The 13,607-nt window shown below is 73.2% G+C and carries 12 protein-coding genes; 11 read left to right on the top strand and 1 reads right to left on the bottom strand.

Translation table 11 applies throughout. From position 1 onward, the window contains the following. Positions 1 to 119: 119 nt before the first annotated feature. The 11 genes from ACIPYS_RS18125 to ACIPYS_RS18175 all read left to right on the top strand — a co-directional run bounded on the left by ACIPYS_RS18125 (position 120) and on the right by ACIPYS_RS18175 (position 11,167). Entirely contained in the window at positions 120 to 1,928 is a 1,809-nt protein-coding gene (locus tag ACIPYS_RS18125) for an ABC transporter transmembrane domain-containing protein (protein WP_400747209.1), read from the top strand. 91 nt (positions 1,929 to 2,019) lie between these two features. After that, entirely contained in the window at positions 2,020 to 3,792 is a 1,773-nt protein-coding gene (locus ACIPYS_RS18130) for an ABC transporter ATP-binding protein (RefSeq protein ID WP_093859458.1), read from the top strand. A gap of 150 nt (positions 3,793 to 3,942) precedes the next feature. Next, positions 3,943 to 4,182: a lipopolysaccharide assembly protein LapA domain-containing protein gene (locus ACIPYS_RS18135; protein ID WP_093859457.1), complete on the top strand. Its 240-nt coding sequence runs from the start codon at positions 3,943 to 3,945 to the stop codon at positions 4,180 to 4,182. 65 nt (positions 4,183 to 4,247) lie between these two features. After that, entirely contained in the window at positions 4,248 to 4,976 is a 729-nt protein-coding gene (locus ACIPYS_RS18140) for an amino acid ABC transporter ATP-binding protein (RefSeq protein WP_400747269.1), read from the top strand. Between the two features lie 10 nt (positions 4,977 to 4,986). Continuing rightward, positions 4,987 to 5,874, top strand: coding sequence for a glutamate ABC transporter substrate-binding protein (locus tag ACIPYS_RS18145; protein WP_093859456.1), 888 nt, complete (start codon positions 4,987 to 4,989; stop codon positions 5,872 to 5,874). Between the two features lie 14 nt (positions 5,875 to 5,888). Further along, positions 5,889 to 6,533, top strand: a complete 645-nt coding sequence (locus ACIPYS_RS18150) for an amino acid ABC transporter permease (RefSeq protein WP_093859455.1) — start codon at positions 5,889 to 5,891, stop codon at positions 6,531 to 6,533. Continuing rightward, positions 6,530 to 7,399: an amino acid ABC transporter permease gene (locus ACIPYS_RS18155; protein WP_400747213.1), complete on the top strand. Its 870-nt coding sequence runs from the start codon at positions 6,530 to 6,532 to the stop codon at positions 7,397 to 7,399. The genes ACIPYS_RS18150 and ACIPYS_RS18155 overlap by 4 nt, the downstream gene beginning before the upstream one ends. A gap of 140 nt (positions 7,400 to 7,539) precedes the next feature. Then, positions 7,540 to 8,454 carry a LysR family transcriptional regulator gene (locus ACIPYS_RS18160; protein ID WP_093859453.1) on the top strand — a complete coding sequence of 305 codons (915 nt, stop codon included), beginning with the start codon at positions 7,540 to 7,542 and terminating at the stop codon, positions 8,452 to 8,454. A gap of 197 nt (positions 8,455 to 8,651) precedes the next feature. Beyond that, the gene (locus tag ACIPYS_RS18165; RefSeq protein ID WP_093859452.1) at positions 8,652 to 9,218 is read left to right on the top strand and encodes a cysteine dioxygenase family protein; all 567 of its coding nucleotides are present in this window, start codon (positions 8,652 to 8,654) and stop codon (positions 9,216 to 9,218) included. 7 nt (positions 9,219 to 9,225) lie between these two features. Further along, the gene (locus tag ACIPYS_RS18170) at positions 9,226 to 10,284 is read left to right on the top strand and encodes a YeiH family protein (RefSeq protein WP_093859451.1); all 1,059 of its coding nucleotides are present in this window, start codon (positions 9,226 to 9,228) and stop codon (positions 10,282 to 10,284) included. Between the two features lie 175 nt (positions 10,285 to 10,459). Next, complete coding sequence (locus ACIPYS_RS18175) at positions 10,460 to 11,167, top strand: spermidine synthase (protein ID WP_093859450.1); 708 nt, start codon at positions 10,460 to 10,462, stop codon at positions 11,165 to 11,167. A gap of 62 nt (positions 11,168 to 11,229) precedes the next feature. On the opposite strand, the gene ACIPYS_RS18180 is transcribed toward ACIPYS_RS18175, so the two are convergent. Next, the gene (locus tag ACIPYS_RS18180) at positions 11,230 to 13,536 is read right to left on the bottom strand and encodes a glycoside hydrolase family 18 chitinase (protein ID WP_197698733.1); all 2,307 of its coding nucleotides are present in this window, start codon (positions 13,534 to 13,536) and stop codon (positions 11,230 to 11,232) included. Positions 13,537 to 13,607 lie beyond the last annotated feature (71 nt).

The raw sequence follows: 13,607 nt of genomic DNA on the forward strand, positions 1-13,607 counted from the left end.
GTTGCGCAGATCACATCCGGGTTGGCAGTCTCGCTGCCATGACCTCCTGACGAACCACGGCCGTGACCCTACCGGCCTCCCCCCTCGCCCTCCGCCCGCACCGCCTCCAACGGAGCGTCATGCTGCTCAAAACCCTCCCGCTGGCCGACCCCGGCCGCCCGGAACTCTCCTCCCCGCTCGGGTTCCTGCGCTGGCTCCAGCGCGGCCAGCGGCGCGGGCAGGTGCTCGCCACCTGCTGGTCGCTGCTGGAGATGGGCTGCCAGGCGGCCCTGCCGCTGCCGGTCGGCCTCGGTGTCCAGGCCGTCGTCGACGGGGACTCCGGCGCCCTGTGGCGGGCCGCCGCGCTCGCCCTGGCGCTGGCGGCGGTCTCTGCGGTCGGCACCGTCCTGCTGCACCGTCAGGCGGTGTGGAACTGGATCCACGCCGCCTGCCAGGTCCGGCAGCTGGTGGCCCGCCAGGCCTCCCACCTCGGCTCCGGGCTGTCCCGGCGGATCGCCACCGGCGAGATCGTCGCGGTCGGCAGCGGGGACGTCGAGAAGATCGGCTGGTACGTCGAGCTCGTCGCCCGGCTGCGCGGGGCGATCGTGGTCTGGCTGGGGGTGAGCGCCGCGGTGCTGGCCACCGAACCGGTGCTCGGGCTGGCCGTGCTGCTCGGCGTGCCGGTGCTCGCCGCCTCGGTCTGGCCGCTGCTGGGGCCGTTCGAGCGCCGCTACACCGAGCAGCGCGCGCTCGGCGGCAGGGCGACCGAGCTGGCCGCCGACACGGTGGCCGGACTCCGGGTGCTGCGCGGCATCGGGGGCGAGGAGCTCTTCCTCGACCGCTACCGGGCGGCCTCCCAGAAGGTCCGCTCGGCCGCCGTCCGGTCGGCCCGGATCTGGTCCCTGATGCAGGCCCAGCAGGTGCTGCTGCCCGGGCTGTTCGTGGTCGGGATCACCTGGTACGGCGCCCGGCAGGCGGCCGAGGGGCGGATCTCGATCGGCACCCTGGTCGCGGTCTACGGCGCCACCGCCTTCCTGGCCGCGCCGCTGCGGATCCTCGGCGAGGCGGCGCACGCCTGGAGCGTCGCCAGGGTCTCGGCCGGGCGGGCCGTCCGGGTGCTCTCGCTCGCCCGGACCGACGGCGCCGGGACGAGCGGGCTGGCCGATCCGGCGCGTTCCGACCTGTACGACCCGGTCACCGGGCTGACCGCCCGGGCCGGGGAGCTGACCGCGGTGGTCTGCGGCGACCCGGACTTCGCCGGCGCGCTGGCCGAGCGGCTCGGCGGGCACGTCCCGGTGGCCGAGGACGGCCGGCCGGAGCCCTCGGTCCGGCTCGGCGGCGTCGAGCTGGACACCGTCCCGCTGGCCGAGGCGCGGGCCGCCGTACTGGTGCACGACAAGGAGCCGGTGCTGCTCTCCGGCACCCTGGCGGCGCTGTTCGACATCCCCGCCTCGGGCCGGGTCGACCCCGCCGGGGCGCTCGCCGCCGCCCGTGCGGAGGACGTGCTCGACGCCCTGGTGGACGGCTCGGCGGGCCTGACCGGCCGCGGCGATGCGATGCGGGCGGAGATCACCGAGCGCGGGCGCTCGCTGTCCGGCGGGCAGCGCCAGCGGCTGGCGCTCGCCCGGGCGCTGCTGGCGGACCCGCCGGTGCTGGTGCTCGACGAGCCGACCAGCGCGGTCGACGCGCACACCGAGTCCCGGATCGCCGCCGGGCTGCGGAAGAACCGCGAGGGGCGCACCACGGTGGTCCTCGCGACCAGTCCGCTGCTGCTCGACCGGGCGGACCGGGTGGTACTGGTCCGGGACGGCCGGGTGGCCGCGAGCGGCTCGCACCGCGAGCTGATGCGGGGCGAGCCGGCCTACCGGGCGGTGGTGACCCGCGAGGAGGAGCCGGTACGGGTCGGGCCGGGCGCCGAGGCGCCGGCACCGGTGGGGGAGCGGTCGTGAGGCGCCGCCGCCCGTCCGGGCCGTCCGGGGTGCGCCCCGCCGCCGCGTCCCGGTGGAACCGTCCGATCCCTTCCCAGCCGAGGAGTGACACATGAAGCCCCCCGTCCAGCAGGAGCAGGGGCCGGCCACCACGCTGCCGGTCGGCTCCCCGGCCGCCGTGCGCGGCTACCTCCGGGTGCTGGCCCGGCGCCACCGCGGGGCGTTCTCGGCCGTGGTCGGGCTGCACACGGTGGCCACCGTGGCCGGGCTGGTCGGGCCGTGGGTGCTCGGCACCCTGGTCGAGTCGCTGGCCACCGGCACCGCCGGGTCCACCGTCACGGTGGCCGTGGCCTGGTACCTGCTCGCGCTGGCGGTGCAGTCCGCCTTCACCTGGTGGTCGCGGCTGCGCGGCGCCGTGCTCGGCGAGCGGGTGCTGGCCGACCTCCGGGAGGACTTCCTGGTCCGCTCGGTGGCCCTGCCGACCGGTGTGCTGGAGCGGGCCGGGACGGGCGACCTGGTCTCCCGCGGCACCACCGACATCGACCGGCTGGACAAGTCGGTGCGCGAGGCGGTGCCGGAGCTGGCGGTGGCGATCGTCTCGCTGCTGCTGGTCCTCGGTGCCCTGGTGGTCACCTCGCCGCTGCTCGCGCTCACCTCGCTGCTCGGCCTGCCGCTGCTGCTGGCCTCCTCCCGCTGGTACTTCCGGCGTGCCCCGCAGTCCTACCGGAACGAGTCGGCCGGGTACGCGGCGGTGAACTCCGTGCTGGCCGAGACGGTGGACGCGGGCCGGACGGTGGAGGCGCTGCGGCTCGGCGAGCAGCGGGTCCGGCTGACCGACCGCAAGCTGGCGGAGTGGATCGCCTGGGAGCGGTACACCCTCTGGCTGCGTTCGGCGTGGTTCCCGACCATCGACGCGGTGTACACCCTGGCGGTGCTCGGTCCGCTGCTGCTCGGCGGGCTGTTCGCGCTGCGCGGCTGGATCTCGGTCGGCCAGCTGACCACCGGGGTGCTCTACGCGCAGGCGCTGGTGGCCCCGGTCGACCTGATCCTGCGGTGGTACGACGAGCTGCAGATCGGACAGGCCTCGCTCGCCCGACTGGTCGGCGTGCACGAGGTGCCGGCGGCGGAGAACGACGACGAGGTCCGGCCGAGCGGGCGGCGGGTCGAGGCGCGGGACGTGCGTTTCGGCTACCGGGAGGGCGCCGATGTACTGCACGGCATCAGCCTGGACGTCGCCCCGGGCAGCCGGGTGGCCCTGGTCGGGCCGTCCGGGGCCGGGAAGTCCACGCTGGGCCGGCTGCTGGCCGGGATCTACGCTCCGGGCCGGGGCAGTGTGACCCTCGGCGGGGCGGCGCTGTCCCGGATGCCGGCCGAGCGGGTGCGTTCCGAGGTGGCGCTGGTCAACCAGGAGCACCACGTGTTCGTCGGGACGCTCCGGGACAACCTGCTGCTGGCCGCCCCCGGGGCGGACGACGCCGAGCTGCGCGGGGCGCTGGACGCGGTGGACGCCGGGGAGTGGGTGGACGCGCTCCAGGCCGGTCTCGACACCGAGGTCGGCTCCGGCGGCGCCGCGCTGACACCGCCGCAGGCCCAGCAGCTGGCGCTGGCCCGGCTGGTGCTGGCGGATCCGCACACCCTGGTGCTGGACGAGGCCACCTCGCTGCTGGACCCGCGGGCCGCCCGGCACCTGGAGCGTTCGCTCGCCCGGGTACTGGAGGGCCGGACGGTGATCGCCATCGCGCACCGGCTGCACACCGCGCACGACGCGGACGTGATCGCGGTGGTCGAGGGCGGCCGGATCAGCGAGTACGGCAGCCACCCGGAGCTGGTGGCGGCCGGTGGTCCGTACGCGGCACTGTGGCGCTCCTGGCGGGACGAGGGGTGAGACCCCTCCGTCGACGCGCCATGACGCGCCATGACGCGGCGTCACGGAGCGTGACGGTGGGTGGCGCGACGAAGGGAGGGGTTGCCCCGTGCGGGTTACTCCCGGGCGCGTGGCGGGGCAAACCCTCCCATTCACCCGCAGACTGCACGGGTGACCAAGATTTCGGACGGCTCCGCCAAGCGCAGTGAGATCGGTGGGATTCCCACCCGGTACATCGGGATCGGCGTCATCGTCGTCCTCGCGGTGTGGTTCCTGTTCGCCAACCTCGACAAGGTGCAGATCCAGTTCTGGGTGTTCACCGTGACGGCTCCGCTCTGGATCGCCCTGCTGGGCACCCTGATCGCCGGCGCGGCGCTCGGCTGGCTGCTGAAGGGGCGGCGCGGACGGTGAGCAGCGCCGATCCGTCGCCCGGGCCCGGACCGGCTTCCGGTCCCGGGCCCGGCGGCTTCACCCCGCTGATCGAGATGCGCGGGGTCAACAAGCACTTCGGCGCGCTGCACGTGCTCCAGGACATCGAGCTGACGGTGGGCCGCGGCGAGGTCGTGGTGGTGATCGGGCCCTCCGGATCGGGGAAGTCCACCCTCTGCCGGGCCGTCAACCGGCTGGAGCCGATCGAGTCCGGCACCATCCTCATCGACGGCCGGCCGCTGCCCGAGGAGGGCAAGGGCCTGGCCAGGCTGCGGGCCGAGGTCGGGATGGTGTTCCAGTCCTTCAACCTGTTCGCGCACCGGACCGTGCTGCAGAACGTCTCCCTGGCGCAGATCAAGGTGCGCGGGCGGGCCAGGGCCGAGGCGGACGCCAAGTCCCGGGCGCTGCTGGAGCGGGTCGGGCTGGCGGAGCAGGCGGACAAGTACCCGTCCCAGCTCTCCGGGGGCCAGCAGCAGCGGGTGGCGATCGCGCGGGCGCTGGCGATGGACCCGAAGGCGCTGCTCTTCGACGAGCCGACCTCGGCCCTGGACCCCGAGATGATCAACGAGGTGCTGGACGTGATGCGCCGGCTGGCGCACGAGGGCATGACCATGGTCGTGGTGACCCACGAGATGGGCTTCGCCCGCTCCGCCGCCAACCGGGTGGTCTTCATGGCGGACGGCCGGATCGTCGAGGACCGCGCGCCGGAGGAGTTCTTCGACGCCCCGGAGAGCGAGCGTGCCCGGGACTTCCTCTCCAAGATCCTGAAGCACTGAGGCCCGGCCCGTGAGAAAGACCGTCACCCTGCTGGCCGCGGCCCTGCTGCTGGCCGGCTGCGGCAAGCCCGGCACCCCGCCGCCCAAGGGGCCGCAGCCCAGCGCGCTGCCCACGTACCAGGTGGCGACCGGGAGCCCGGTCACCGGCTCCCCGACCCTGGACGGCGCCCGGGCCCGGGGCCGCCTGGTGGTCGGCGCCAAGGAGGACCAGCCCTACCTCGGCCAGAAGAACCCGGCCACCGGCGTGTACTCCGGCTTCGACATCGAGATCGCCAAGATGGTCGGCGCCGACCTGGGCTTCGGCCCGGACCGGATCGAGTTCCGCACCATCGCCTCGGCCAACCGCGAGACCGCGCTGCAGAACGGCCAGGTCGACTACTACGTCGGCACCTACACCATCAACGACAACCGCAAGAAGCTGGTCGGCTTCGCCGGGCCGTACTACCTGGCCGGGCAGTCGCTGCTGGTGCGCAGGAACAACAAGGACATCAACGGGCCGCAGGACCTGGACGGCAAGAAGGTCTGCTCGGCCGCGGGCTCCACTCCGTACCAGCGGATCCAGAAGCAGTACCCGAAGGCGGAGCTGATCGGCTACGACACCTACTCGGCCTGCGTGGACAACCTGATCACCTCCCAGGTGGACGCCGTCACCACGGACAACACCATCCTCATGGGCTACGCGGCCAAGGTGCCGGACGAGCTCAAGGTGGTCGGCCCGCTGTTCTCGCAGGAGCCGTACGGGATCGGCACGCCCAGGGACGACACCGTGCTGCGCGGGGCGCTGAACGACGCGCTGGCGCACCACGAGGAGAACGGCGACTGGAAGAAGGCGTACGACGCGACCCTCGGCCTGTCCGGGATCCCCGCGCCCGCCCCGCCGCCGATCGACCGGTACTGAGGGAGGGCCGGGCTGTGAAGACGCTGACCGACAACTGGTCGACCTACTGGGAGGGCTTCCTCGGGACCCTCTCGCTGTTCGTGGTGAGCGCGGTGCTGGCGCTGGTGCTCGGGGTGCTGATGGCGAGCTTCCGGGTCTCGCCGGTCAAGCCGCTGCGGGTGTTCGGCACGGCCTGGGTGACGCTGCTGCGCAACACCCCGCTCACCCTGCTGTTCTTCATCGTGGTGCTGGGTCTGCCGCGCTTCGACATCACCCTGCCGTTCTTCACCTTCGCGGTGCTCGCGCTCGGCTGCTACACCTCGGCCTTCGTCTGCGAGGCGATGCGCTCGGGCGTGAACACCGTGCCGGTCGGCCAGGGCGAGGCGGCGCGCAGCCTGGGCATGACCTTCGGCCAGACGATGGGACTGGTGGTGCTGCCGCAGGCGTACCGGTCGGTGGTGGCCCCGATCGGCAGTGTGATGATCGCGTTGGCGAAGAACACCGCGATCGCGGGCTCGTTCAGCGTCACCGAGCTGCTCGGCACCTACCGGACCATCAACGAGCTGGGCTACAGCATCGTCTGGACCTTCGTGTGGATCGCTGTCGGCTATCTGATCATCACCCTGGCCGTCAGTCTCGTGTTCAACCTGCTGGAACGACGAGTGGCGGTGTCGCGATGACGGCGGAATCCTCGGCGCTCTACGACATCCCGGGCCCGAAGGCACTCGCCCGGCACCGGCTGTACGGCGGGATCGCGCTGCTGGCGATCGCCGCGCTGCTCGGCTGGATCGTCTACATGCTCTTCCACACCCAGCAGTTCACCGAGTCCAAGTGGATGGCCTTCGAGTACAAGGGCGTCCAGGAGCTGCTGCTGCGCGGGCTCGGCAACACCCTCAAGGCCTTCGGCTGGACGGTGCTGTTCGCGCTGCCGTTCGGCGCGCTGTTCGCCGCCGGGCGGCTCTCCGACCACCGGCCGGTGCGGATGCTGTCCACGCTGGTGGTGGAGTTCTTCCGGGCCATGCCGCTGCTGGTGATGATCTTCTTCATCTTCGTCGCGCTCCAGGTCGCCCCGCTCTGGGCGCTGGTGGCGGGACTGGTGCTCTACAACGGCTCGGTGCTGGCCGAGGTGTTCCGGGCCGGGGTGCTGGCGGTGCCCAAGGGGCAGCGGGAGGCGGCCTTCGCGCTCGGCCTGCGCAAGACCCAGGTCATGGCGTACGTACTGGTGCCGCAGGCCAACCGGGCGATGCTGCCGGCCATCATCAGCCAGCTGGTGGTGGCGCTCAAGGACACCTCGCTGGGCTTCCTGATCACCTACGAGGAGTTCCTGCACGCGGGCAAGCTGATCGCCACCAACCTGGACTACGACCTGCCGTTCATCCCGGTGGTGATGGTGATCGCGCCGATCTACATCGGCATGTGCCTGCTGCTGTCCTGGTTCGCGCGCTGGGTCGAGCGGCAGAGCCGGCGCCGGCCGAGCATGCGGGGCGGGGCGCCGGTGGCCGACGCCGAGGTGGCGATGGGGCTGCCGCCGACCGCGCAGCGATGATGGCGCGGCCCGGTCCCGCCGGGGGCGCGAGGGGTGTCCGTGTCCGGTGTGAACCATAGGTGCGAACGAGGGTCGGATCGGTACCTCCAAACTCTGCTTATGATTGCCGGGCATGGGCACGGCGGCCGGGCGGAGGCACAGTGGAGCCGGTATTCGACTCGCGGCACATCCGGACCTTCCACGAGGTCGTCCGGGCCGGTTCCTACTCGGCGGCGGCCCGCGAACTCGGCTACACCCAGCCCGCCATCACCCAGCAGATGAAGGCCCTGGAACGCACCGTCGGCCTGCCGCTGTTCACCCGGGCCGGGCGCGGACTGCGGCTCACCGAGGCCGGCGAGGCGCTCTCCCGGCACGCCGAGCAGATCCTCGGCAGCCTCTCCGCCGCCCAGCAGCAGCTGGCCGCGCTGGCCCGGCTGCGCGCCGGACGGGTCCGGGTCTGCGCGTTCCCGAGTGCCAACGCCACCCTGATACCGGAGACCATGGCCCGGCTGCTCGCCGAGCACCCGGGCGTCCGGGTCGAACTGCTGGAGGCCGAGCCGCCCGACTCCGTGCAGCGGCTGCTGCGCGGCGAGTGCGACATCGCGCTGGCCTTCCGCTATCCCGGCGCGCCCGCCGAGGTGCCGCCGGAGCTGGACGAGATCCCGCTGATGGAGGACCTGCTGACGGTGCTGCTGCCGGTCGGCCACCCGCTCGGCCGGCGGCACGCCGTCCGGCTCGCCGACCTCGACGGCGAGCGGTGGATCGCCGGCTGTCCGCGATGCCGGGCGAACCTCCTGCACGTCTGCGCGGAGGAGGGCTTCGCGCCGGACATCGTGTTCTCCACCGACGACAACCTCGCGGTGCAGAGCCTGGTCGCCGCCGGTGTCGGGATCGCGCTGATGCCGGCGCTGGTGCTCTCCTTCATGTGCCACCGCAAGGTCACCGGCCGGGCCGTGGAACCGCATCTGCGGCGGCAGGTCAGCGCGTACGTGCTCCGCGAGCACCGCCGGATCCCCGCCACGGCCCTGGTGCTCGACCAGCTGCGCCAGGCGGCGGCGGCCCGGGTCGGCTGCTGAGCCGGGCGACCGGGCGTCGGGCCGGGGCCGGTCGGACCCGGCCCGGCTGGACCCCGCGCCGTCGGACCCCGCCCCGTCGGATCCGGCCCCGTCGGATTCTGTCCCGTCGAACCCGGTCCGATTGATAAGCGGTGGTTGGGGGAAGGCGAAAGAACCCTCCTTGGACGTGATAGGTCGCGCGGGGCGACGCTACCGTCATGACAACGTCAGCCACGGTCGGCACCGGCCGGCTCACCGAGCGTATGAGCGCCCTCGTCGGCGAGATCCGCGCCGTGGTGGACCGCGGCCTGCCGCCGGAACTCACCGCGTACCTGGTCGGCGAGCGCCTCGCCCCGCACCTCGGGGACAGCGAGCTGCTCACCGCCGAGCAGCGCGAGGGCGACCCGGACCGCTACCGCCAGCACGTCCTCCACGCCGAGGAGGACGGCTCCTTCTCGGTCGTCGCGCTGGTGTGGCTGCCCGGCCAGCGGACCCCGATCCACGACCACGTCTCCTGGTGCGTGGCCGGCGTCCACCAGGGCCAGGAGAGCGAGACCCGCTACCGGCTGGTGTCCGACGGGCGGACCGCCCACCTGGTGGAGACCGAGCACGTGGTCGGCCCGGCCGGCACCGTCGCCGCGTTCGCCCCGCCCGGCGACATCCACCTGGTCCGCAACGCGTGCGGCTCCACCGCGATCTCCGTCCACGTCTACGGTGCCGACGTCGCCAAGCTCGGCACCAGCATCCGGCGCGTCTACCGGCTGCCCGCCGGGGAACAGCGGTGAACCCCGAATGGCCCTGACCCTCCGGGACCGCCGGGTGCGGCCGGTCCGCACCCGCGTCCTGCCCCCGCTCGGCGGCGACGCCCCCGGCCTGCTGCTCGCGGTGCTCGGCGTGGCCGCCGCGATCGCGGTCCACCAGGCCGTCCCCGCCGTGCCCAAGCTCACCGCCGCCGTCGTGCTCGGCATCGCCGCCGCCCACCTGCCCGGGCTGCGGCCCGTCGTCCGCGGCATCGCCCGCCCCGGGCTCTCGACGGCCGGCAAGCGGCTGATGCGGATCGGCATCGTGCTGCTCGGCCTCAAGCTGAGCCTCGACGACGTGCTCGGCCTCGGCTGGGCCACCGTCGCGATGGTGCTCACCGTGGTCGGGGCCACCTTCGCCGGCACGCTCTGGCTCGGGCGGCGCCTCGGGCTGCCCGGCGACCAGCCGCTGCTGGTCGCCACCGGCTACTCGATCTGCGGCGCCTCGGCGATCGGCGCGGTCAGCCAGGCCGCCGGCAGCGAGGAGGAGGACGTCGCCGCCTCGGTCGCCCTGGTCACCCTCTGCGGAACCCTGGCGATCGCCGTCCTGCCGCTGCTCCAGCAGCCGCTCGGGCTCGACCCCAGCGGCTTCGGGCGCTGGGTCGGCGCCAGCGTCCACGACGTCGGGCAGGTGGTCGCCACCGCGCAGACCGGCGGCGCCGGAGCGCTGCGCGAAGCGGTGCTGGTCAAACTGATGCGGGTGGTCCTGCTGGCACCGCTGGTCGCCGGGGTCGCGGTGGCCGTCCGGCGTTCGCACCGGCGGGCCGGCACCGCGCCGACCGCAGGCAAGCGGCCGCCGCTGCTGCCGCTGTTCGTGGCCGGCTTCCTGGCCATGATCGTGCTGCGCACCACCGGGATACTGCCCGAGCGGGCCCTCGCGCTCGCCGGGGACACTCAGGAGCTGCTGCTCGCGGCCGCCCTGTTCGGGCTCGGCAGCGCCGTCCACCTGCCGACCATGGTCCGGACCGGTGGCCGGATCGCTCTGCTCGGACTCGGTTCCTGGCTGGTGGTGGCCGGGGTGTCGTACGCCGGAGTGCTGATCACCACGTAGATCGGGCAGCACGTGGATCGGGCACCACGCACGTCGGGCACCGGGTAAATCCGGCGCCCACCGCAGCCGACTGGGTTATCGTCGGGCGGGTGGTCGGCCTCGGGGCGTGTTCGCACGCGCCCTCGGAGGCCGTCCCGCGTGTCCGTGACCCCGACTCCGCGGAGGAACCCGCCGCATGTACAGCGCACCGCCCGAACGGGACGGCACCGCCGCCGTCGTCACGCTGGACCGGCGAGAGGGTCCGTTCGGGGAAGTGGCGCTGCGCCGGCGCGGGCGGGACTACGAGATCGTCGCCAACGGCTGCTTCCTGATGGACACCGCCGACGGCCGCTCCGAGCGGCTGCTGATCGGGGTGGCACTGGAGGAGCTGGACCGGACCGGGCCGGTGGCGCGGCCGTCCCTGCTGATCGGCGGGCTCGGCGTGGGGTTCTCGCTGGCGCACGCGGCCGCCGAACCGCGCTGGGGCCGGATCGCGGTCGTGGAGCGCGAGAGCGCGATCATCGACTGGCACCGGGACGGACCACTGGCCGCGTTCTCGGCCGGGGCGCTGGAGGACGAGCGGGTCGAGGTGCTGCACACCGACCTGTTGGAGTACCTGGCCGGGGCCGACGGCGCCCGCTACGACGCGCTCTGCCTGGACATCGACAACGGGCCGGACTGGACCGTCACCGACGGCAACGCCGGGCTGTACGGCGCGGACGGACTGGCGGTGCTGCACCACCGGCTGGAGCCGGGCGGGGTGCTGGCGGTCTGGAGCGCCCGACCGTCCCCGGCCTTCGAGGAGGAGCTGCGGGCGGCCGGCTTCCGCGACGTGGTGACCCACGAGATCGAGGTCGCCCGGGGTGTGCCCGACGCGGTGCACCTGGCCCGCCGCGCGCGGTGAGCGGCACCCCGGCCCGCCCCGCGCGGTGAGCGCGGGGCGGGCCGGGGCGTGGACGGGCGGGGCTACTTGAGGCCGTTGTCCACCGCGGCCATCAGTTCGCCGTTCGGCGTGTCACCGTCGAAGGCCCAGATCATCGCGCCGGCCAGCCCCTGGGACTTGATCCAGGCGGTCTTGCGGGCGATCTCGGTCGGGTCGTCGTAGGAGTAGAACACCGAGCCGTTGTAGATGTAGGCGTACCCGGCGACCGGGTCCCGGTAGATGGTGTAACCACCGCCGGTGGCCATCTGCTTGAGCTTCTTGTAGTCCTCGAAGCCGGCCTCGTAGGTGCCCGGGCCGGGGCCCGTCGCGGTCTGGAAGAGGCCGTTGGTGGTGCCGCGCGGGACGCCCGTCCAGCCGCGGCCGTAGAACGGGATGCCCAGCGTGAGCTTGCTCTTCGGGGCGCCGCCGGAGACGTACGCGCCGATCGCGATCTCGGAGCTGAACTGCCGGGCCGGCGGGTTCGGGTCGCCCGCCGCGACCTTGATCGCGGACTGCTGGTTGGTGACCATCTCCCAGCCGCCGTGGTAGTCGTAGCCCTGGATGGTGGCGAAGTCGAAGGCGCCGAACAGGCCGGGGATGTCGATGCCGGCGGAGACCTTCGCCGGGTCGGCCGGGAGGAAGGCGCTCAGCGTGTAGTGCTTGCCGGTGGTGGCGCCGAGGGCGTCCAGCTGACGGCGGAACTCCTGCGCCAGCAGGGTGTAGTTGGCCTTGTCGGCGGGCCGGAAGATGTTCCCGGTGTGCCCGTCGGAGTTCGGCCACTCCCAGTCGAGGTCGATGCCCTCGAAGATGCCCGCCGCGCTGCCCGCGCCGCCGCGGCCGTCGATCACCGGCAGGTTGCCCTTGATGTACATGTCGATGCAGGAGCTGACCAGCGCCTTGCGGGAGGCGTCGGTGGCCGCCGCGTCGGAGAACCACTTGCTGTACGACCAACCGCCCAGCGAGATCTGGATCTTGAGGTTGGGGTACTTGGCCTTGAGCTGCTTCAGCTGGTTGAAGTTGCCGGCCAGCTTCTGGTCCCAGGTGTCGGTGGTCCCGGCCACCGAGCTGCCCGCGTCCCAGCCCTTGCCGAAGTCGGCCCAGGCGTCACCGGCGCCGTCGCCCGCGTTCGGGTCGTTGTCCGGACCGGCCGCCTTGTTGGTGATGAAGCACTGCTTGGTGCTCGGGTGGATGTTGGCGAAGGCGTAGTTGAGCGTGGTGAGCCGGCCGGCCGAGCCCGAGGTGTCGAGCTGCTTCACGCTGTAGCCGCGGGCGTAGATGCTCCACTGGGTGAAGTAGCCGATCTTCATCGCCGCCGGGTTGCTGCCGCCGGGCTTGGTCTTGCCGGTGACCGGGCCGGAGGCGGGGGAGACGTTGCCGGCCGCGTCGCGGGCCTTGACGGTGAAGGTGTACGAGGTGTCCGGCGCCAGGCTGCCGACGGTCGCGGCGGGGGACGTCACGGTCACGGCCAGCGCGGTGCCGTTGTACACGTCGTAGGCCGTGACGCCGACGTTGTCGGTGCTCGGGGCCCAGCTCAGCGAGACGGAGTTGGCGTCCGAGCCGGTCACGGCGGGGGTGCCCGGAGTGCTGGGCGCCTCGCGGTCGTCGACCGCGGGGCTGGTGGTGGCGCTCACCGGGCCGGCCGCCGCGGAGCGGTTGCCCGCCGCGTCGAAGGCCTGGACGGTGAACTGGTAGGCGGTGCCGGCGGTCAGGCCCTGAACGGTGACGGCGGTGGTGGCGCCGTCGGCGGTGGCCACCTTGGTGCCGCCCTGGAAGACGTCGTAGCCGGTGACGGCCACGTTGTCGGTGCTGGCGGTCCAGGACAGGTCGACCGAGGTCTGGGTGACGGTGCCGGTCCTGAGGTTGCCGGGGACGGTCGGCGCGGTCTGGTCGCCGCCGCTGCCGTCGCACGGCTGGCCGTTGATCTTGCAGTTCTTCAGCGGCTGGTAGCTGCCGGAGTAGGCGATGTTGAAGCCGACGTTGTAGGTGCCGCCGGCCGGCAGGGTCGCGGCCCAGCCGGGGTTCTTCACCGTGACGTGGGAGGCCGAGGTGGTGTAGCTGGCGTTCCAGAGGCCCGCCACGGTGTTGCCGGTCGGGAGGTCGAACTCCAGGGTCCAGCCGTTCACCGGGGCGGTGGAGCCGTTGGTGATGGTGTAGCTGCCCTCGTAGCCGGTGCTCCAGTCGCTGCCCTTGGCGAAGGCCGCGGTGACCGACCCGGCGGCCGCCTCGGCGGCCGAGGCGGCGGCGCGCTCCGCCGCGGCGCTGGCCATGGTGGCGGGGAGGGCGGCGGCGAGGACCGGGACGAGCAGGGTCCCGGCTGCCAGTAGCGGCAGGCTGATCCGACGTCTGCGCATGGATGTGGCTCCTGTCCTGGGGCCCCGGGGCAGGCCCGGACGCCCCGTTACCCGTGGGGAGGTGTCAGGTG

This window comes from Kitasatospora sp. NPDC089913 (assembly GCF_044748625.1).
Taxonomy (GTDB): domain Bacteria; phylum Actinomycetota; class Actinomycetes; order Streptomycetales; family Streptomycetaceae; genus Kitasatospora.